Source organism: Stenotrophomonas sp. BIGb0135, from assembly GCF_024810105.1.
GTDB lineage: Bacteria > Pseudomonadota > Gammaproteobacteria > Xanthomonadales > Xanthomonadaceae > Stenotrophomonas > Stenotrophomonas maltophilia_AB.
This window is the reverse complement of the sequence record NZ_JANUDX010000009.1, coordinates 127,709-145,866: the sequence shown is the minus strand read 5'-3', so window position 1 is coordinate 145,866 and position 18,158 is coordinate 127,709. Positions and strand designations below refer to the sequence as shown.

At 67.1% G+C, this 18,158-nt stretch carries 18 protein-coding genes and 1 pseudogene; 9 read left to right on the top strand and 10 right to left on the bottom strand.

The genetic code is table 11. The annotated features are described in order from the left end of the window. Window positions 1-253: 253 nt before the first annotated feature. The 3 genes and pseudogenes from M2421_RS16835 to M2421_RS16825 all read right to left on the bottom strand — a co-directional run. Window positions 254-367: pseudogene (locus tag M2421_RS16835) on the bottom strand (sodium:calcium antiporter); the annotation flags it as partial. A gap of 232 nt (window positions 368-599) precedes the next feature. Further along, on the bottom strand, window positions 600-1,556 hold the full coding sequence (locus tag M2421_RS16830) for a sodium:calcium antiporter (RefSeq protein ID WP_259208889.1): 957 nt from the start codon (window positions 1,554-1,556) through the stop codon (window positions 600-602). Window positions 1,557-1,676: 120 nt separating this feature from the next. Next, window positions 1,677-2,312 carry a hypothetical protein gene (locus M2421_RS16825; protein ID WP_259208887.1) on the bottom strand — a complete coding sequence of 212 codons (636 nt, stop codon included), beginning with the start codon at window positions 2,310-2,312 and terminating at the stop codon, window positions 1,677-1,679. A gap of 133 nt (window positions 2,313-2,445) precedes the next feature. On the opposite strand from M2421_RS16825, the gene M2421_RS16820 reads away from it, so the two are divergent. After that, window positions 2,446-2,973, top strand: coding sequence for a hypothetical protein (locus M2421_RS16820; protein WP_259208885.1), 528 nt, complete (start codon window positions 2,446-2,448; stop codon window positions 2,971-2,973). A gap of 33 nt (window positions 2,974-3,006) precedes the next feature. Here M2421_RS16820 and M2421_RS16815 read toward each other — a convergent pair whose 3' ends face one another. The 3 genes from M2421_RS16815 to hppD all read right to left on the bottom strand — a co-directional run bounded on the left by M2421_RS16815 (window position 3,007) and on the right by hppD (window position 6,310). Then, window positions 3,007-3,774: a pentapeptide repeat-containing protein gene (locus tag M2421_RS16815; RefSeq protein WP_259208882.1), complete on the bottom strand. Its 768-nt coding sequence runs from the start codon at window positions 3,772-3,774 to the stop codon at window positions 3,007-3,009. After that, on the bottom strand, window positions 3,771-5,072 hold the full coding sequence (gene hmgA / locus M2421_RS16810) for a homogentisate 1,2-dioxygenase (protein WP_259208879.1): 1,302 nt from the start codon (window positions 5,070-5,072) through the stop codon (window positions 3,771-3,773). Before hmgA ends, M2421_RS16815 begins: the two co-directional genes overlap by 4 nt. Window positions 5,073-5,194: 122 nt before the next feature. Next, window positions 5,195-6,310, bottom strand: coding sequence for a 4-hydroxyphenylpyruvate dioxygenase (hppD, locus tag M2421_RS16805; RefSeq protein WP_259208877.1), 1,116 nt, complete (start codon window positions 6,308-6,310; stop codon window positions 5,195-5,197). Between the two features lie 129 nt (window positions 6,311-6,439). Here hppD and M2421_RS16800 point away from each other — a divergent pair, with 129 nt between their 5' ends. Further along, entirely contained in the window at window positions 6,440-6,931 is a 492-nt protein-coding gene (locus tag M2421_RS16800; RefSeq protein ID WP_259208875.1) for a MarR family winged helix-turn-helix transcriptional regulator, read from the top strand. Window positions 6,932-6,963: 32 nt separating this feature from the next. On the opposite strand, the gene M2421_RS16795 is transcribed toward M2421_RS16800, so the two are convergent. Further along, window positions 6,964-8,100 (bottom strand): hypothetical protein, encoded by a 1,137-nt coding sequence (locus M2421_RS16795; RefSeq protein WP_259208872.1) that lies wholly within the window; start codon window positions 8,098-8,100, stop codon window positions 6,964-6,966. A 225-nt stretch (window positions 8,101-8,325) separates the two neighbouring features. On the opposite strand from M2421_RS16795, the gene M2421_RS16790 reads away from it, so the two are divergent. Further along, window positions 8,326-8,733 (top strand): DUF4198 domain-containing protein, encoded by a 408-nt coding sequence (locus M2421_RS16790; protein WP_259208871.1) that lies wholly within the window; start codon window positions 8,326-8,328, stop codon window positions 8,731-8,733. An 89-nt stretch (window positions 8,734-8,822) separates the two neighbouring features. Next, complete coding sequence (locus tag M2421_RS16785; RefSeq protein ID WP_259208870.1) at window positions 8,823-9,227, top strand: DUF4198 domain-containing protein; 405 nt, start codon at window positions 8,823-8,825, stop codon at window positions 9,225-9,227. Window positions 9,228-9,283: 56 nt separating this feature from the next. Here M2421_RS16785 and M2421_RS16780 read toward each other — a convergent pair whose 3' ends face one another. The 3 genes from M2421_RS16780 to M2421_RS16770 form a co-directional block, all read right to left on the bottom strand. Continuing rightward, a complete protein-coding gene (locus M2421_RS16780; protein WP_259208868.1) occupies window positions 9,284-9,889 on the bottom strand; it encodes a thioredoxin family protein in 606 nt (201 codons plus the stop codon). Between the two features lie 8 nt (window positions 9,890-9,897). Further along, window positions 9,898-11,400, bottom strand: coding sequence for an oligopeptide:H+ symporter (locus M2421_RS16775; protein ID WP_259208865.1), 1,503 nt, complete (start codon window positions 11,398-11,400; stop codon window positions 9,898-9,900). 241 nt (window positions 11,401-11,641) lie between these two features. After that, window positions 11,642-12,520: a tryptophan 2,3-dioxygenase family protein gene (locus tag M2421_RS16770; RefSeq protein ID WP_259208864.1), complete on the bottom strand. Its 879-nt coding sequence runs from the start codon at window positions 12,518-12,520 to the stop codon at window positions 11,642-11,644. 335 nt (window positions 12,521-12,855) lie between these two features. On the opposite strand from M2421_RS16770, the gene pdhA reads away from it, so the two are divergent. The 5 genes from pdhA to M2421_RS16745 all read left to right on the top strand — a co-directional run bounded on the left by pdhA (window position 12,856) and on the right by M2421_RS16745 (window position 18,128). Continuing rightward, on the top strand, window positions 12,856-13,938 hold the full coding sequence (pdhA, locus tag M2421_RS16765) for a pyruvate dehydrogenase (acetyl-transferring) E1 component subunit alpha (RefSeq protein WP_259208862.1): 1,083 nt from the start codon (window positions 12,856-12,858) through the stop codon (window positions 13,936-13,938). Then, on the top strand, window positions 13,931-14,998 hold the full coding sequence (locus M2421_RS16760; protein ID WP_259208859.1) for an alpha-ketoacid dehydrogenase subunit beta: 1,068 nt from the start codon (window positions 13,931-13,933) through the stop codon (window positions 14,996-14,998). The genes pdhA and M2421_RS16760 overlap by 8 nt, the downstream gene beginning before the upstream one ends. Window position 14,999: 1 nt before the next feature. Further along, window positions 15,000-15,353 carry an SH3 domain-containing protein gene (locus M2421_RS16755; protein WP_259208857.1) on the top strand — a complete coding sequence of 118 codons (354 nt, stop codon included), beginning with the start codon at window positions 15,000-15,002 and terminating at the stop codon, window positions 15,351-15,353. Continuing rightward, window positions 15,350-16,732: a dihydrolipoamide acetyltransferase family protein gene (locus M2421_RS16750; RefSeq protein ID WP_259208856.1), complete on the top strand. Its 1,383-nt coding sequence runs from the start codon at window positions 15,350-15,352 to the stop codon at window positions 16,730-16,732. The genes M2421_RS16755 and M2421_RS16750 overlap by 4 nt, the downstream gene beginning before the upstream one ends. Window positions 16,733-17,111: 379 nt before the next feature. Continuing rightward, window positions 17,112-18,128, top strand: coding sequence for a Fic family protein (locus M2421_RS16745; RefSeq protein WP_259208855.1), 1,017 nt, complete (start codon window positions 17,112-17,114; stop codon window positions 18,126-18,128). The last annotated feature ends 30 nt before the right edge of the window (window positions 18,129-18,158 follow it).

Here is an 18,158-nt window from a genome sequence, read left to right as displayed (position 1 = left end):
TTGCCAATCCCACGCGTAGAGCCGACCGTTGCTCGGCTATTGCCAATCCCACCCGTAGAGCCGACCGTTGGTCGGCTATTGCCAATCCCAACGCGTAGAGCCGACCGTTGGTCGGCTATTGCCAATCCCAACGCGTAGAGCCGACCGTTGGTCGGCTATTGCCAATCCCACCCGTAGAGCCGACCGTTGGTCGGCTGCACCCACATCACACCTGGAGCAGCCGACCAACGGTCGGCTCTACGCGCGGCTTCGCTCAGCCGCCCCGGACCAGCGCCAGCTCCAACCCGATCCAGGCCAGGAACGCCACCACCAGCACCCCGCCCTCGCGACGGCTGATGGTGAGGTCACCCCGCAGCATCGGGCACAAAGCCGACCGTTGCTCGGCTGCCGCCAATCCCGCACGTGGAGCCGACCGTTGCTCGGCTGCCGCCAATCCCGCACGTAGAGCCGATCGTTGGTCGGCTGCCGCCAATCCCACACGTAGAGCCGACCGTTGGTCGGCTGCCGCCAATCCCGCGCGTAGAGCCGACCGTTGGTCGGCTGCACTCACATCGCACCTGGAGCAGCCGACCAACGGTCGGCGCTACGCGCGGCTTCGTTCAGCCGCCCCGGACCAGCGCCAGCTCCAACCCGATCCAGGCCAGGAACGCCACCACAAGCACCCCGCCCTCGCGACGGCTGATGGTGAGGTCACCCCGCAGCATCGGGTACAGCACCAGCACGAACGCGATCGCCGCCGGCAGTTCCAGGCGCACGAACGAGGCCGGCACCGCCAGCGGTCGCAGCGCGGCCATGCCGCCGACCACCACCAGCAGGTTGAACAGGCTCGAGCCGATCACGTGGCCGAGCACCATGTCGCCCTGCCCACGCCGTGCCGCCGCGATCGCCGCGGCCACTTCCGGCAGCGCGGTGCCGATGGCCACCGGCAGCAGGCCGACCAGCAGCGGCGACCAGCCCAGGCCGGCGCCGAACACCGGCGCGGCCTGCACGATCCAGCGCGCGCCGTAATGCAGGCACAGCGCGGCGAACACCAGCCGCAGGACGTTGAGGAACAGCCCGGTGCGGGTCATCGCATAGCCGGCGATGGCCTCGCGCACCGGCTCGGATTCGCGCCGCGCCTGCCGCAGCAGGAACACCAGCACGGCCACGAAACCAAGCAGCAGCAGCCCGCCCTCCCAGCGCGTCACCACGCCATCCAGGCCGAACACGATCAGGGCCAGGCTGGCCACGGCCAGCAGCACCAGCAGCGGTGACAGCAACCGGGCGCGGACCAGCAACGGGGCCGCCAGCGCGGCCAGGCCCAGGGTGAGCCCGACGTTGACGATGTTGCTACCGACCGCGTTGCCGAGCGCCAGTTCTTCGGCCCCGACCACGAACGCGCGGGCGTTGACCACCAGCTCGGGCAGCGAGGTGCCGAAGGCCACCAGCAGCAGCCCGGCCACGAATGGCGAGGCGCCGAAGCGCTGGGCCAGGCCCGAGGCCGCCTTGACGATCGAGTCGCCGCCCAGCGCGAGCAGCAGCAATCCCAGCAGGAACCACGAGGTAGCAGCAATCATCGACACATCCCCAGGCAGCAATGGCCCGATTCTAGAGCCACCGCGCGCGCAGGGGGGTGAGGACACCGCCGACGCAGGGTGCAGCGGAGCGGCCCGCTCCGGGCACGCGCCGCCGCTGGCTTACGAGCAGCCTTCGACGTAGTCGACCTGGGGGGTCTGGCCGACCCGCCAGGCGGTGACATTGCCGTCGCCGCCGATCTCGAAGTTGATCAGCGCGCCCCCCTCGGTGGCCGGGCGCACCCGTAGGTTGTGCCCCTTCTCGTCGTACTTGTGCGCGGTGACGTCGCCGCGATCGGGGTACAGCGTCTGCAACTGGCCCAGCGACATGCCGACCTTGCCGCCGCCGGGTGCGACGATGCGGTCGTTGCGCACGTCGTAGCGGACCAGTCGCTTGCCTTCGATCATGAAGACCACATCATCGGCCTGCGCGCCCTGCGGCCGCAGCGCGTGGCAGTAGTCGTCCGGAACCTCGCCCTGCAGCGGTTCCTTCCAGGCGGCCTGCACCTGCTCCAGGGTGCTGCCCAGGGCGACCGGGCCGTAGCCATCGAGCCGGGCCGGACCGGTCGCGGCGGCGGCGGCATCGGAGCCGGCAGCCGCCCCCTGGTCTGGCGCAGCGCCGGCAGCAGGCGCGGTCGGGGTCGGGGTCGGTGCCGGCGCAGCCGCATCGGCGTCCTTGGACGGGGTTTCCGGGCTGCGCGCGCAGCCACCCAATGCGAGCACGATAGCCAGTGCCAAAACGCTTCCCAGCTGCTTCATATGCGTGTCCTCCAGTCAGTGCCCGGCAGCCTAGCGCGATCGCCGTGCAGCGGCTGCATGCAGGAACGTGATTGTCATCGCGGTTTCACCTGCCGGGTTCAGGCTCGGCCTGCACCGCATCGACCCCACGCCCATGCAACCGCGCAAGACCGACCTCGCCCGCACCGCCCTGCAGGCCCACCGCGCGCCGCTCGACATGCGCCAGCGCCGCCTGCTGATCCTGTGCGACGGCCAGCGCGACCTGGCCCAGCTCACCGGCATGATCGGGCCGGAAGCCTCCGCCATGGTGATCCAGCTGATCCAGGCCGGGTACCTGGTGTCCAGCGCACCGCTGGAACCGGCCACGCTGCCGGCGCCGCCCGGCGCGGCACCCGTGGCCGCGCCCGCCCCTGCCGAACGCCGTCGCTCGCTGGTGGCCGCGCGCATCTACCTGTTGGGCATCCTCGAACTGCAGCGCCACCCGCAGGCCGCCGCGCTGTTCCACGCCTTGCAGCGCGCGCGCAGCGACGAAGACGTCATCGCCTCGCTGCACACCGCCCTGATGGCGCTGCCCGGCCTGACCTCGCCCGGGTATGCCGAGCGGGTGCGGCAGCGCGTGGTGGAGGCCATGCCGGACGCGCACGCCGCGCAGTTGGCCCATGCCGCGATCGCCACGGCCTGAGCAGGGTTCGCGTCCCGTCGCCGGAACCCTGGATCACGCCACCGCGAGCGCGGCAATCAACGCCGCGGCCACGGCGGGGTCTTCCACGCAACGCAGGTTGTCCAGGTTGAGAATGGTGCCCTGCATCTGCGCATAACGGCGAAGACGGCGCATGAGGACCTTGGTGGTCGTGTCGTCCGGCGCGGCCGGCAACGCATCCAATGCGCGCCGCGCGCGCACCGCGACGTCCGGCAGGTAGGAATGGCGGGGATCACGCGGCGGGACGACGTGGTCCAGCCGGCAGTTTTCGAAGGACACGTCGTCCAGGATGCAGCGGCTGAAATCGGCGTCCAGCTGGGCCGGTGCACCGGCGGCAACGAATCTCACGTCCTTCAACGTGCCTTCGAAGCGACACCCGGTGGTGGCCTGCGCGGGCATGTCGGTGTCCACGATCCGGCAGTTGATGAACGTGCAGCGGTCGAGCACGCACTCATTGAACCGGCTCTGGCGGAAGTCGCACCGGTCGAAGACGCACTCGCGAAACACGGTGTCATTGAGCCCGCTGTTGCGGAAGTCCGCGCGGGTGAAGCGGCAGCCGGCCAGCTGGTTGCGGTGGAAAAAGCGGACACCGGAGAAATCGCAGTGCGCGAACGTTCCCCGCTGCACCCGGCACCCCTCGAAGATCGGCGCTGCAAGGGTCACGCCCTGCAGCGCCAGGTCGTCGATCTGCTCGTCCACGAAACGCGCACGAGGCGGCAGCGGCAGCGATGCCCCCGCCGCGTACAACATCGCCAACGCGGCCTTCGGCAACGCCGACGTCACGGGACGAAGTTCGCCTTCAGCCCCTTCCAGCACTGCTGGTAACCACGCTGCCGGTGCGCGGCGTCCATCGCCTGCGCGGTGGGGCGGATCACGCCACGCGTTTCAAACATGAAGGCCATGGTGTCCTTGATCACGTCCGGCTTGCTCAGGTCGGCCGCCGACGCCTTGTCGAAGGTCGCCGCATCCGGGCCGTGGCCACTCATGCAGTTGTGCAGCGAGGCGCCGCCGGGGACGAACCCCTCGGCCTTGGCATCGTAGGCACCGTGGATGAGGCCCATGAACTCGCTGGCGATGTTGCGGTGGAACCACGGCGGGCGGAACGTGTCCTGCGCCACCAGCCAGCGCGGCGGGAAGATCGCGAAGTCCATGTTGCTGGTGCCGGCGGTATCGCTGGGCGAATGCAGCACCAGGAAGATCGACGGGTCCGGATGGTCGTGGCTGATCGAGCCGATGGTGTTGAAGCGACGCAGGTCGTAGCGGTAAGGCGCGTAGTTGCCATGCCAGGCGACCACGTCCAGCGGCGAATGATCGATGTCGGCACGCCACAGCTGCCCGCCAAACTTGGCGATCAGCTCGAAACTACCCTCGATGTTCTCGAAGGCGGCCTGCGGTGTTTCGAAATCGCGCGGATTGGCCAGGCCGTTGGAGCCGATCGGCCCCAGGTCCGGCAGCTTCAGCAGCGCGCCGAAGTTTTCGCAGACGTAGCCACGTGCCTCACCGTCGGGCAGTTCGACCCGGAAGCGCACGCCACGCGGGATCACCGCCACCTGCTGCGGCTCGATCTCGATCACGCCCAGCTCGGTGAGCAGGCGCAGGCGGCCCAGCTGCGGCACGATCAGCAGCTCGCCGTCGGCGTTGTAGAAGTAACGGCCCTGCATGTCGGCGTTGGCCGCGTACAGGTGGATGCCGACGCCATGGTGCGCATCGGGCGCGCCGTTGCCGCCCATGGTGTACAGACCATCGATGAAATCGGTGGGGGTGCCGGGCAGCGGCAGCGGGTCCCAGCGCAGCTGGTTGGGCGACACCGCCGCGGCGGCGAAATCGCCGTGCAGGTGCGGCTGGGCGTACGCGCTGAATTCGCCGTGCGCCACTGCCGGGCGGATGCGGTACAGCCAGCTGCGCCGGTTGCTGCCGCGCGGTGCGGTGAACGCGGTGCCCGACAGCTGTTCGGCGTACAGGCCATGCGCAACCCGCTGCGGCGAATTGCGTCCTACCGGCAGCGCGCCGGGGACGGCCTCGGTGGCGAACTCGTTGCCAAAGCCGGTCTGGTAGCCGCGGGCGGTGATGGAGGTGCTCATCTATGCGTGTCCTGGCGGAGCCTGGGAGGTGTGCAATGGGGGGCATTGAAGCAGCCGGGCAGTGCCCGGCGCTACGAGGTGGTCCGGCGGCGGACGCCGCGCCGGACCGATGCCGGGTGACGTTACAGCACGCCGCGCTTGATCTGGTCGCGCTCGATGCTTTCGAACAGCGCGGTGAAGTTGCCTTCGCCGAACCCTTCATTGCCCTTGCGCTGGATGATCTCGAAGAAGATCGGGCCGATGCAGTTGGTGGTGAAGATCTGCAGCAGCTTGCGCTGCTTGGTTTCCGGATCGGCGTCGATCAGGATCTTGTTCTTCGCCAGGCGCGCCACGTCTTCGCCATGCCCGGGCACGCGCATGTCGATCACGTCGAAGTAGGTGTCCGGCGTGTCGAGGAACTCCACGCCCTGGGCGCGCATCGCTTCCACGGTGTCGTAGATGTTGTCGGTGAAGCAGGCGATGTGCTGGATGCCCTCGCCCTTGTAGGCGTCGAGGTACTCGTTGATCTGGCTCTTCGGATCGGAGGATTCGTTGAGCGGGATGCGCACGATGCCGTCCGGGGCGGTCATCGCCTTGGACACCAGGCCGGTCTTGAGGCCCTTGATGTCGAAGTAGCGGATCTCGCGGAAGTTGAACAGGCGCTCGTAGTAGTCCGACCACTGCTGCATGTTGCCGAAATACAGGTTGTGGGTGAGGTGGTCGATGAAGGTCAGGCCGAACCCGGTCGGGCGCTGGTTGACGCCTTCGATCGGCGCGTAGTCGGCATCGAACATGCTGCCGGCCGCGCCGTAGCGATCCACCAGGTACAGCATGCAGTCGCCGATGCCCTTGATCACCGGGGCCGGCACGGCCTTGGATTCGGGCTTGAAGTCGATCGGCTCGGCACCGTTGCCCAGCGCCATCTGGTACACCTCGTCACCCGGCTTCTTGAAGCGGATGGCGAAGCCGCAGGCGCAGGGACCGTGTTTGTCGGCGAAATCGGCAGCGAACGAGTCCGGCTCTTCGTTGACCAGGAAGTTGACGTCGCCCTGGCGGTAGACGGTGATCGCGCGGCGCTTGTGGCGCAGCACCGCGGTGAAGCCCATCTTGCGGAAGTAGTCGTGCAGTTCGGGGCCGCGGCCGGCCGGTGCGGCGAACTCGACGAACTCGAAACCGTCGATGCCCATCGGGTTTTCGAAGGTGGTGACCTGCATGCCCGGATCGGGTGCGTAGGACGCGGTGCTCAGTTGGCTGGTCATGATGTGGCTCCAAAGCAGGTCCGCAGCGGAAAAAACCAGGTGCGGGCGGAAGGCAGACCCGCGAGAATGCGGTGTCCGGAACTAAGGTTTATAGTTTCACATGAAACCACCATCAAGGTGCACCGCAGCATGAGCCCACCCGATCCCAGCAGCCACAGCATCCGCGCCTCGCACGCCCTGCTCGACCTGGAGCAGTTCCTGCCGTACCGGCTGAGCGTGCTGTCCAACCGGGTCAGCGGCAATATCGCCAAGCTGTACGGGGACCGCTACGGTCTGGCGATCCCGGAATGGCGGGTCATCACCATCCTGGCCCTGTACCCCGGCTCCTCGGCCAGCGAGGTATCCGACCGCACCGCGATGGACAAGGTGGCCGTCAGCCGCGCCGTGGCCAGACTGCTCGAGCGGGGCTTCATCAAGCGTGAAACCCACGGCGATGACCGCCGCCGCTCGGTGCTGGCGCTGTCGGCGGCCGGCTTCGAGGTGTACGAGACCATCGCCCCGCTGGTGATCGAGATCACCCGCAAGCTGATGTCCGTGCTGAGCGAGGAGGAGGAGCAGATGCTGGAAACGCTGATCCTGCGCCTGGCCGGGGAAGGCCTGCAGAAAATGGACCAGGGCTGAGCCCGGCGACGCCCCCGCAGGGGCGTTGCGGGTCAGCTCAGGTGCTTGCGCCGGGCATGTACCCAGGGCGCGGCCAGCGCGCCGATGGCGCCACCGGCGAACGCCAGCGAGGCGGCCACCACCGCCGCTTCGATGGCGTTGGGCAGGGCCAGCGCGGCCAGCACCAGCAGCGCCGTCGGCAGGCCGATGAAGGTGGCCATGAAGTAGCCCCAGCGCGGCGCCCAGGTGCCGACCTGGAGCAGGCTCACCGGCATCCAGGTTTCGGCCGAGGCGTCCTGCTGGACCTTGGCGGCGACCTTGGTCAGGTCCACTTCCACCGGCCCCTTGCCGGTGCGCGCGGTGGCCAGCATCTGCGCCACCTCCTCCACCGGTGGGAATGAGGTCGGCCATGTCCCCGGCGCCGCGACCCCGTAGGCGGTCAGCAAGGGCACGCTGATCCACGGCGCCAGCAGCGGGCGCAGCTTGCGCCGGTCGAGCACGCACCACAGCTGGCTCACCCCGTTGGCGACCACGCCATACAGCGCCAGTTGGCCCGGCTCCGGATAGGGCAGCAGGTGCACGCGCGCGGCCATGCTGTCGTAGCCCATCTGGCGCAGGAAGCCGGGGCGGGTGCGCCCTTCGTGCGCCCAGGCCAGGCCCAGCGCGGCCACCAGGTAGGCCTCGGCCGGGTCCTTGGCACCCGCGCTGGCGCGATCGTCGCTGGCCAGGAAGAACGCCAGCGACTTGGGCTCGTCCACGTCGCCACTGTCCCAGCGCCCGGTATCGCCCAGCACGTGCTTGAGCGGCAGCCGCGCCGGGGAGGTCTCGGCCTTGGCCGCGTTGTGCAGGAACGGCAGCACCGACAGCACGAAGCCCTGCAGGTCCACTGCCCGCACCCCGCTGCCCTGCCACTCGGCCGGCAGCACGCCGGCCAGCGCCGGGGTGCGCGCCAGCATGTCCAGCTGGGTTTTCTGCTCGACCAGTTTCTGCACCGCGGCCTTGAGCAGCACGTTGTCCGGCACGGCCACCAACGGCAGGCGGTAGCGGATCGCGCCGGGGGCGGGCGTGTCGGCGGCGGCGGTCTCGCCAGCGCCGTGGTCGTCGAGCAGGACGTCCACCGGCGGCAGGCTCACGCCAGCCGGTGCCTCGAGGGTGGTATCGGAAGTGCTGTCGCTGGTGCCCGGCTGCATGCGTATCGATCCGTCGGTTGTGCGCCACGAACTGCGCGGCATGAGGTCCTTGGGGATAGCGGCAGGCAGGCGCGGAAGTTGAGGGCGGGTTCCGGCAGCGCGGCCAATGATGCGACCATGGCCGCTTGATCAGGGACGAGGCAGGGCACGCCAATGCATGCCGGAACGAGGCGATGGGCCGGTTGCACCCTGCTGCTTGCAGGCATTCTCACGCCAGGAGGGGCGATGGCATTTTTTTCAAAGACGCTGTATCTGTTTTCCGAAGTGCATGGCACGGTGCTGTTGAACGGGCAGCCGGTGCCGGGCGTCGAAGTGGCGCAGGACTACCACTGGCACTGGGGCGAACAGAAGCGCACCACGACCGTGACCACCGATGCGCAGGGCCGCTTCCACTTCGCGGAAGTGACCGGAACCTCGTGGACCGCCAATCTGCTGCCCCACCAGCCGGTGATCATGCAGACCATCACCCTGCGCTACTTGGGCAAGGAATACAGCGGCTGGAGCCACGGCAAGGACAACTACGACCGGCTGGGCGAAGTGGCCGGCCGGCCGCTGCAGCTGGTCTGCGACCTGGCCGACGACGCAGTGGCCCGTCCGGAGCTGAGAACCTTCGGCATCTGCACGCTGCGTTGAGCAGGCGAGCCACGGCCATGAACGCACAACGGATCCGCTTGACCTGCCTCACGCTGCTGCTGGCGGGACTCCTCACACCAGGATGGGCAATGGCCTTTTCAAAGACGCTGTATCTGTTCTCCGAAGTGCACGGCACCGTGCTGCTGCACGGGCAGCCGGTGCAGGGCGTCGAAGTGGAGCAGGACTACCACTGGCACTGGGGCGAACAGAAGCGCACCACGACCGTGACCACCGATGCGCAGGGCCGCTTCCACTTCGCGGAAGTGACCGGAACGTCGTGGACCGCCGGACTGCTGCCGCATGAGCCGGTCATCGTCCAACGCCTCACGCTGCGTTACCAGGGCAAGGAGCACACGGGTTGGTTCATGGCCAAGCACAACTACGACCGGCGGGGCGAAGTGAAGGGCCGGCCGTTGGCGTTGGTGTGCGACCTCGCGCACGAGGCGGTCGCCCATCCCGACACCGAAACCTTCGGCATCTGCGTGCTGAAGTAGCTCGACTCCCTGCAGCACGCGACAAAAAAAAGCCGCGGAATCCGCGGCTTTTCTGCTTACGGCGCCTTGGGCGCCCAGTCCTTCATGAAGGCGAAGAACCGCGTGCGGTTGTAGCCCTTGGGCTGGCCCTTGTCGGCCTCCAGCTCGCCGGTGAACTGCGAATGCAGCAACGTGCCGTCGGCGTCGAGCACGAACAGGTGCGGGTAGCCCTTGATCGCCGGGAACTGCGACAGGAACGCCGCATTCTCGTTGTCTTCGCTGTAGTTGACCTTCATCCACACGAAGTGGGCGTCGCGGAAGCTGCGGATCTCCGCATCGCCTTCGATGAAGGCATCCATCAGGTGGCACCACGAGCACCACTCGCCGCCCACGTCCAGCACGATCCGCTTGCCACTGCGCTGGGCCTCGACCTTGGCCGTGGCCAGGTCGGCGACCGGATCACGGCCCGGGTCGAACTGCGCGTTGAGCGCGGCGATGGCCGCGACATCGGCCGCGGCCGGGGTGTTGCCCGAGGCGACCGGTTCGCCGGGATCGGCGACCGCTGCCTTCTGCGGCGTGGTGTCCACCGGCTGCGCAGGCGCAGCGGTGGGCGCCGACGATGGCGAGCAGGCGGCCAGCAGGCCGGCCACGATCATCGAATAGCCCCAGGCTTGCATGCGCATCGCGGATCTCACTTGACGCCGTGCATCAGCTTGTTGATCTGCGGGGCGAGCAGGAACAGCAGCACGCCGGAGATGATCAACGCCCAGAAGCCGAAGGTGTAGCCCTTCAGCGCCGATTCGACGGTCATGCCGCCTTCGCCGCTGACCACGCCGGCGAAGATGCCCGACAGGTTGTTGCCGATGCCGGTGGACAGGAACCAGCCGCCCATGCCGAAGCCGACCAGGCGCACCGGTGCCAGCTTGGTCACCATCGACAGGCCGATCGGCGACAGGCACAGCTCACCCACCGACTGGATGACGTAGACCATGAACAGCGTCCAGAACGGGATCTTGCCATCCACCACCATGCTCGACAGCGCCAGCATCAGCAGTGCGAACGCCGCGCCGTTGAACAGCAGGCCCAGGCCGAACTTGCGCGGGATCGACGGGTTGGCGCGGCCCAGCTTGATCCAGATCCAGGCGATGATCGGGGCCAGGGTGATGATGGCCACCGAGTTGACCGACTGGAACCAGGCGGTCGGGAAGGTCCAGCCGCCGAGATTGCGGTTGACGATCTCATCGGCCAGGAAGGTGAACGAGCTGCCGGCCTGCTCGAAGAACATCCAGAACATCACGTTGAAGACGAAGATGATCAGCATGGCGATCACGCGGTCGCGCTGGACCTTGCCCTCCCGGATGCCTTCGACCAGCAGCAACACGCCGAGGGCGATGAACATCACGCCCAGGATCCAGGCCAGCGCGGTGGCGCCGGTGGACAGCAGGAAGTAGGCGACCGGGATGGCGACGAGGGCACCGACGAACACCATGACGATGCGGCCGAAGCCTTCGGCACCGACCGGCGGTGCGCCGATGCCCTTCAGGCCGGCACGACCGATGTAGAACCACACCAGGCTGATCAGCATGCCGATGCCGGAGGCGATGAAGACCATCTTGTAGGACGGCATCGCCTGGGTACCGAAGACCTGCTCGGCCAGGTACTGGGTGAGCACCGGGGCGATCATCGCGCCGATGTTGATGCCCATGTAGAAGATGGTGAAGCCCGAGTCTCGGCGCTCATCCTTCAGGCCGTAGAGCTTGCCGACCATGGTGGAGATGTTGGGCTTGAACAGGCCGTTGCCGATGATGATCGTGGCCAGGCCCAGCTCGAACACTTCCTTGTTCGGCATGGCCACCATGAACAGGCCGGCGGCCATGATCACCGCCCCGGTAAGGATCGAGCGCTGGTACCCCAGCACCCGGTCGGCGACGTAGCCACCGAAGATGGCCGCGGCATAGACCAGCGCCAGGTAGGCACCGTAGGTCCGGCTGGCGGCGGCCTGGCCGGCCGCGTCGCCTTCGAAGAACTGCGACACGATGTACAGCACCAGCGCCCAGCGGATGCCGTAGAACGCGAAGCGCTCCCAGAATTCGGTCATGAACAGCATCCACAGCGGGCGCGGGTGGCCCATCGTGGTCTTGAACTCCGGCAGCGCCGGATCGGGGACGGATTTCGCGGCGGCGTCTACGCTCATGCGGGATTCCTGGGTTCGGTGGAAGACATGCACGTCCGATGTGCGAAACAGCGCGGGAGAATCCCAGACCAACGGCGTTCACGTCAAATACACGCCGATTCCTGCAACTGCCGGCACGGTCGCTGAACTTGCATCTGCAACCACCGGCCGGCCCCGCCAGCGCAGCAACGGCGGGGCCTCTCGCACCGTACGGCGGATGCGCTCGACAAATATGAATAGGCTTATTCGTGCACCGGCCGGATCAGGCGTCCGGCGGCATCGGGTCGTCGTTGCGGATCGTGGTGCGCACCTGGAACAGCTCCGGGAAGAAGGTCAGCTCCAGCGCCTGGCGCAGGAACCCCACCCCGCTGGAGCCGCCGGTACCGCGCTTGAAGCCGATCACCCGCATCACCGTGCGCATGTGGCGGAAGCGCCACAATTGGAAGGCGGTCTCCAGGTCCACCAGGTCCTCGCACAGGGCGTACTCGCGCCAGAAGCGGTCGGTGTTCTGGTAGATCCGCTCGAAGACCGGGTGCAGGGCATCGTCGGCCACGTGCGGCTGGCGCCAGTCGCGGCCGGTGTACGCGGCCGGGACCGGGTGGCCGAAGCGCGCCAGGTAGCGCAGGAATTCCTCGTACAGGCTCGGCGCGTCCAGCACCTCCTGCAGCTGCGCCTGGCCGGCCGGGTCGTGCGAGAACACCTGCAGCATCTGCGCGTTCTTGTTGCCCAGCAGGAACTCGATGTAGCGGTACTGCAGCGACTGGAAGCCCGAGGACGGGCCCAGCACGTCGCGGAAGCCCATGTACTCCGAGGGAGTCAGGGTTTCCAGCACCGACCACTGCTCGGTCAACTGGCGCAGCACCTGCTTGCTGCGCGCCAGCACCTTGCGGCACTGCCAGACCTCATCGCGCTGCAGGAAGCCGATCGCCGCGCGCAGTTCGTGGGCCAGCAGCTTCAACCACAGCTCGGAGGTCTGGTGCTGGATGATGAAGAGCATCTCATCGTGGTGCGGCGGGTTGGACAGCGGCTGCTGGGCGCTGAGCAGCTGGTCCAGCCGCAGGTAGCCGCCGTAGGTCAGGCGCCCCTCCAGATCGGTGTGGATACCGGCTTCGAGGTCGCGTTGGTTCTTCTCGACGGACATGGCGTGGGCCAAATGAGGGGGTCAAAGGGTAGCGCAGAGCATGCGCTCCCGGGCGGCGGGCACCCTACGCCGCCGTGTGGTGCCAGGCCAGGCCGGGATTTCTGCGCGGGCAGGCCGCCTACGGCTGCCGCCTGACCGGCCCCGCCAGCACCCGCTCATGCCCGGTTGCAGCAACTGAATACGTTGCAGTCATTGGCATTTCGCACCCCCGATGGGGTATATCGGCGTAATGTCCACCGGGACACTTGCTGCGCCGCAGGACGGCTTTTTCGTACGCCTTCCTTAACATGGCAATTCATATCATTTGTAACTTCCTGTCGAAGGTGCAGTACGCAATGACGGTTGCCGCTGAGTTCAAGATCGAATACCTCCAGTACCTGGACACGGACGGCATGCTCGTCCGCGATGACCTGCCCGAGGCGCTGCGCGACCCGCGCGCGCTGCTGCCCATGTTCAAGCAGATGCTGTTCGTGCGCGTGTTCGACGGCAAGTCGATCGCGTTGCAGCGCACCGGCAAGCTGGGTACCTACGCCGCCTGCCTGGGCCACGAAGCCGCGCACGTGGGCATTGGCGCCTCGATGCAGAAGGACGACGTGTTCGCGCCGTCCTACCGCGAGTACGGCGCGATGTTCATGCGTGGCGTGCGCCCCCGCGACGTGCTGATGTACTGGGGCGGCGACGAGCGTGGCAACGACTACGGCGGCAACGCGGCCAAGGACTTCCCGTTCTGCGTGCCGATTTCCACCCAGTGCCTGCACGCCGCCGGCGCCGCGCTGAAGTTCAAGCTCAACAACGAGAAGCAGATCGCGGTCGCGGTGTGCGGCGATGGCGGCAGCTCCAAGACCGACTTCTACGCTGCGCTCAACTCCGCCGGTGCCTACAAGCTCCCGCTGATCCTGTGCATCGTCAACAACGGCTGGGCCATCTCGGTCCCGCGTTCGGCCCAGACCGGTGCCGAAACGCTGGCGCAGAAGGGCCTGGCCGGTGGCCTGTTCTGCCTGCAGGTGGACGGCAACGACCTGATCGCGGTGATGGCCGCCATGCTGCAGGCGCGCGAGCGCGCGCTGGCCGGCGACGGTGGCACGGTGCTGGAACTGATGACCTACCGCCTGTCCGACCACACCACCGCCGATGACGCGCGCCGCTACCGCGACGACGCCGAGGTGAAGGATGCCTGGCAGCGCGAGCCCATGCTGCGCCTGCGCAAGTACCTCACCCATGCCGGTGTGTGGAGCGAGGCGGAGGAAGCGGCGTGGACCGCCGAGTGCGGCAAGCGCGTGGACGAGGAAGTGAACCTCTACCTCAACACCCCGGTGCAGCCGGTCGAGGCGATGTTCGACTTCCTCTACGCCGATCCGCCGCAGGACCTGCTGGCCCAGCGTGCGCAGGCGATCGCCCTGGAGCAGCGCCATGGATGAGATCAAGAACGGCGCCTCCGGCGCGCAGACCAACGCCGCCGACAGCGCCGCCGTCGCGCGCGGAGAACAGAGCATGACCACCACCCCGATCACCCTCATCGAAGCCATCACCCAGGCCCTGGCCTGGGAGTTGGAGCACGACAAGTCGGTGCTGGTGCTGGGCGAGGACGTGGGCGTCAACGGCGGCGTGTTCCGCGCCACCGCCGGCCTGCAGCAGCGCTTCGGCGCCGACCGCATCCTGGACACCCCGCTGGATGAAACCACCATCGCCGGCCTGACCATCGGCCTGGCCGCGCAGGGCATGAAGCCGGTCGCCGAAGCCCAGTTCGACGGTTTCATGTACCCGATGGTGGACCACATCATCTGCCACGCCGCGCGCCTGCGTTACCGCACCCGTGGCCGCCTGCACTGCCCGATGGTGCTGCGCGTGCCGTGGGGCGGTGGCATCCGCGCCCCGGAACACCACAGCGAAGCCAACGAATCGATCTTCACCAACGTGCCGGGCCTGCGCGTGGTGCTGCCGTCGTCCCCGCAGCGTGCCTACGGCCTTCTGCTGGCCGCGATCCGCGAGCCGGATCCGGTGATCTATATGGAGCCCAAGCGCATCTACCGCCAGTACAAGGAAGTGGTCGTCAACGACGGCGAAGCCTTGCCGCTGGACGTGTGCTTCGTGCTGCGCGATGGCACCGACGTGACCCTGGTGACCTGGGGTGCGCAGGTGAAGGAAGCGCTGGAAGCGGCCGACAAGCTGGCCGGCGAAGGCATCAGCGCCGAAGTGATCGACGTGGCCACGCTGCGCCCGCTGGACTTTGCCACCATCGCCGAATCGGTGGCCAAGACCGGCCGCTGCGTGATCGTGCAGGAAGCGCCGAAGACCGCGGGCTTCGGTGCGGAAATCGCCGCGCGCCTGGCCGAGGAATCGCTGTACGACCTGTTGGCACCGGTCGAGCGCGTCACCGGCTATGACACCCACATTCCGCTGTTCCGCCTGGAAATGAAGTACCTGCCCAGCGTGGACCGGATCGTGAGCGCGGCCAAACGCGCCATTGCGGCAGGCTGACGTGCGGGCCCGCCTCCTAGGCCCGTACCGCAGCCAGTACCCCAACCCGCTCCGGTTCCGCACCGGCCAGATCGTCGAACTCGGTGTTCGTGACGAGGAATGGCCGGCGTTTGCCTGGGTACGCACCGATGACGGGCGTGCCGGCTGGGCACCGGTGGCGTGGTTGCAGTTGCTGGACGATGGTCGCGCAGAAGCCCTGCGCGACTATGACGCCCGCGAACTGGACGTGGACAGCGGTGAACTGGTCAAACTGCATCATGAACACGGTGGCTGGTGGTGGTCCGAGCGCGCGAACGGCGCGACGGGTTGGCTGCCGGCCCGCGATCTCGAACTGCTGGAAGAGAACTGCACATGAGTGAGAACAAGAATTTCCACCTGCCCGACCTCGGCGAAGGCCTGCCCGATGCAACCATCGTGGAATGGTTCGTCAAGGTCGGCGACGTGATCGAGCTGGATGCGCCGCTGGTCTCCATGGAGACCGCCAAGGCCGTGGTTGAAGTGCCCTCCCCGTTCTCGGGCAAGGTGCTGAAGCTGGCCGGTGGCGAGGGCGACATCATCCCGACCGGCAGCGTGCTGGCCCAGTTCGAACTGGACCCGAACCTGCCGCAGCGCGCCGATGGCCAGGATACCGGCCACAGCCACGGCCACGCCGCCCCGGCCCCCACCCCGAGCACCGGCCAACCTGCGGCCGCGCACCCGGACAAGGTGGTCGCCTCCGATGACGGTGGCGAGATCGCCAAGCCCGCCGCCGAGCGCGATGACGCCGGCACCGTGGTCGGCGCGATGCAGAGCTCCAACGCCGTGCACGCCGAGCAGGCGGTGGCGGTCGGCGGGGTCAAGGCCGTGCCGGCCGTGCGTGCCACCGCGCGCAAGCTCGGCGTGGACCTCAGCCGCGTGCGTGCCACCGGCGCCGACGGCGCGGTGACCATGGCCGACGTCAAGCAGGCCGCCGCCGATGGCAGCGCGAAGATCGGTGCCGCCCCCGCGCGGGCCGCCGTGGCCGCACCGGCAGCGGCTACCCGCCCGTCCGAATCGCGTACGCCGCTGTCGGCGGCCGGCCGCCCGATGCGCACGCAGCCGCCGGGCGTGGTCGCCAAGGGCCAGCCGGAACCGCTCAAGGGCGTGCGCCGCAACATGGCCCGGGTCATGGCCGACGCGCACAGCAAGGTCGTACCGACCACGCTGAACGACGACGCCGACATCCACGCCTGGGTGCCCGGCAACGACGTCACCGCGCGCCTGGTGCGCTCGATCGTGGTGGCCTGCCAGAAGGTGCCCGCCTTGAATGCCTGGTTCGACGGCGACGCGCTCACCCGCACGCTGCACAACCAGGTGGACATCGGCATCGCGGTGGACACCGACGATGGCCTGTTCGTGCCCGCCCTGCGCAATGCCGACATGCTCGACGCGCGCGGCATCCGCGAAGGCGTGAACCGCCTGCGCGAACAGGTGGAATCGCGCTCGATCGCCGCTTCCGAGCTGAGTGGCTACACCATCTCGCTGTCCAACTTCGGCATGTTCGCCGGCCGCTACGCGACCCCGGTGGTGGTGCCGCCGTGCGTGGCCATCGTCGGTGCCGGTCGCGCCCGCCACCAGATGACCCCGGTGATGGGCGGCGTGGAAGCGCACAAGGTCATCCCGCTATCGGTCACCTTCGACCATCGCGCCGCCACCGGCGGCGAAGCGGCGCGCTTCCTGCGCGCGATGATGGATGACCTGGCGCTGGCCAGCTGATGTGGTAACTGCCGACGACGGGTCGGCAGGCAATGAGGAAGACGACAACGGCCACCGCACGGTGGCCGTTGTCGTTTGCGGCGTTCCACGTCTCACCCCGACAACACCGAGCGTTGAGCGACGCAGCGACCCCGCGTGCGTGCCGTGCATCCTGTCGGTGCATGCATTGCCACGACCTCGACATCCCCCATGCGTGCCTCACCCATGGGCAAACTGCGTACTCAATAAGCGAAACATACCGCCGCAATAGATATTGGAGAGAAGAACACCGGGCCGAAAGAGGCAGCGGGATCGAATGATCTGATACTGCTACGGGCCTCACGGTCATTACTGTCGGTGAACGCAGAAGATTCAGGCACCACGATCCGGCGTCTTTTCCATGAAAGCAGCAGCTTTGAGAGAGATCTCGCCCAAAACCCATTTCAGTCCGAGGCCGCTGATTCGCGTCTGCGCATCTGACAGAATTTGGGGAGCACACACATTGCGCGTCGCTCACCCACATCCCATCGCTCAGCTCAAATGCGAGCGTTCGACCAGGGAGGAATGGGAGAATCTTTCCCCTCCTGTATTCAAAGCGCTCTACAACCTGAGCCACAGGCTCAGCCTTACCCATCGAGGACAGCGCGTCGGAGGCCGCATCAGCGCTGAAGACTTCGCGTGGGTCGCGAAGGCAACCAAGCATGCGGTCTCGGACTTTCCGGACGATCCGGAGTCCAAGCTCGCTGAGATAGCCGGAGCCCTTCAGATCCCGGATGCCATGAGAAGGTCCGATTTCGCGTGGGTGGGATCGGCCGGTCCGAAAGCCTCATCGCTCGTACTTCCCGAAGCCACGTGTATCCCGGCGCAGCTTCAGGATCTGGCACTTTTCTTTCGAAACAATCGGCGATCAGAGTCGAATGCCTTTTTCGAGGCTCTCGCCTACCAGCTCCTCATGATCCATCCCTTAAGGGACGGAAATGGACGTTCGACACGCTTCATCGTCCTCCAGCTTGCTCTGGCAAGCCGTTCTTCGTACGCGATGTATTTTGCATGGAGGTTGATTTTCGACAAACAGGGGATTGCGCGGAAATGGCAATCTCCGTCGGCAGCCCCCCGTGATCAATATCCATGCATGCACTACAGGTCGTGGCTGGACGAGGCGACCTCGCTCGCATCAGCGCTCCATGGGTCTAACAGCGGCCCGGTGGACCCTCGCATCGCCGATGCCATCACGCTGTTCGGTCATGCATCGGTCGCTGCACTCACCCACTTGTTCCCATCTATGGGCAATCAACTGGCCAGGAAGCTCATCGAGAAAGCAAGGTCCGATTTCAATACTGATGGAGAAACACTATTCAACGAGGTCTTCGAGAGACGCGCCATGAATCTTGGAAACAGCATGAAGCGCGTGGATTAATGGTTTTTACACAAACGAAGCAACTCAATA

What these genes read in the sequence shown, in the direction of transcription:
- M2421_RS16785 (WP_259208870.1), top strand. Translation starts at nt 8,823, where the DNA reads ATGGCCTTTTCAAAGACGCTGTATCTGTTCTCCGAAGTGCACGGCACC.
- M2421_RS16775 (WP_259208865.1), bottom strand. Translation starts at nt 11,400, where the DNA reads ATGAGCGTAGACGCCGCCGCGAAATCCGTCCCCGATCCGGCGCTGCCG.
- M2421_RS16795 (WP_259208872.1), bottom strand. Translation starts at nt 8,100, where the DNA reads ATGCAGCCGGGCACCAGCGACAGCACTTCCGATACCACCCTCGAGGCA.
- pdhA (WP_259208862.1), top strand. Translation starts at nt 12,856, where the DNA reads ATGACGGTTGCCGCTGAGTTCAAGATCGAATACCTCCAGTACCTGGAC.
- M2421_RS16825 (WP_259208887.1), bottom strand. Translation starts at nt 2,312, where the DNA reads ATGAAGCAGCTGGGAAGCGTTTTGGCACTGGCTATCGTGCTCGCATTG.
- hmgA (WP_259208879.1), bottom strand. Translation starts at nt 5,072, where the DNA reads ATGAGCACCTCCATCACCGCCCGCGGCTACCAGACCGGCTTTGGCAAC.
- M2421_RS16780 (WP_259208868.1), bottom strand. Translation starts at nt 9,889, where the DNA reads ATGCGCATGCAAGCCTGGGGCTATTCGATGATCGTGGCCGGCCTGCTG.
- M2421_RS16800 (WP_259208875.1), top strand. Translation starts at nt 6,440, where the DNA reads ATGAGCCCACCCGATCCCAGCAGCCACAGCATCCGCGCCTCGCACGCC.
- hppD (WP_259208877.1), bottom strand. Translation starts at nt 6,310, where the DNA reads ATGACCAGCCAACTGAGCACCGCGTCCTACGCACCCGATCCGGGCATG.
- M2421_RS16770 (WP_259208864.1), bottom strand. Translation starts at nt 12,520, where the DNA reads ATGTCCGTCGAGAAGAACCAACGCGACCTCGAAGCCGGTATCCACACC.
- M2421_RS16760 (WP_259208859.1), top strand. Translation starts at nt 13,931, where the DNA reads ATGGATGAGATCAAGAACGGCGCCTCCGGCGCGCAGACCAACGCCGCC.
- M2421_RS16750 (WP_259208856.1), top strand. Translation starts at nt 15,350, where the DNA reads ATGAGTGAGAACAAGAATTTCCACCTGCCCGACCTCGGCGAAGGCCTG.
- M2421_RS16790 (WP_259208871.1), top strand. Translation starts at nt 8,326, where the DNA reads ATGGCATTTTTTTCAAAGACGCTGTATCTGTTTTCCGAAGTGCATGGC.
- M2421_RS16830 (WP_259208889.1), bottom strand. Translation starts at nt 1,556, where the DNA reads ATGATTGCTGCTACCTCGTGGTTCCTGCTGGGATTGCTGCTGCTCGCG.
- M2421_RS16745 (WP_259208855.1), top strand. Translation starts at nt 17,112, where the DNA reads ATGAAAGCAGCAGCTTTGAGAGAGATCTCGCCCAAAACCCATTTCAGT.
- M2421_RS16820 (WP_259208885.1), top strand. Translation starts at nt 2,446, where the DNA reads ATGCAACCGCGCAAGACCGACCTCGCCCGCACCGCCCTGCAGGCCCAC.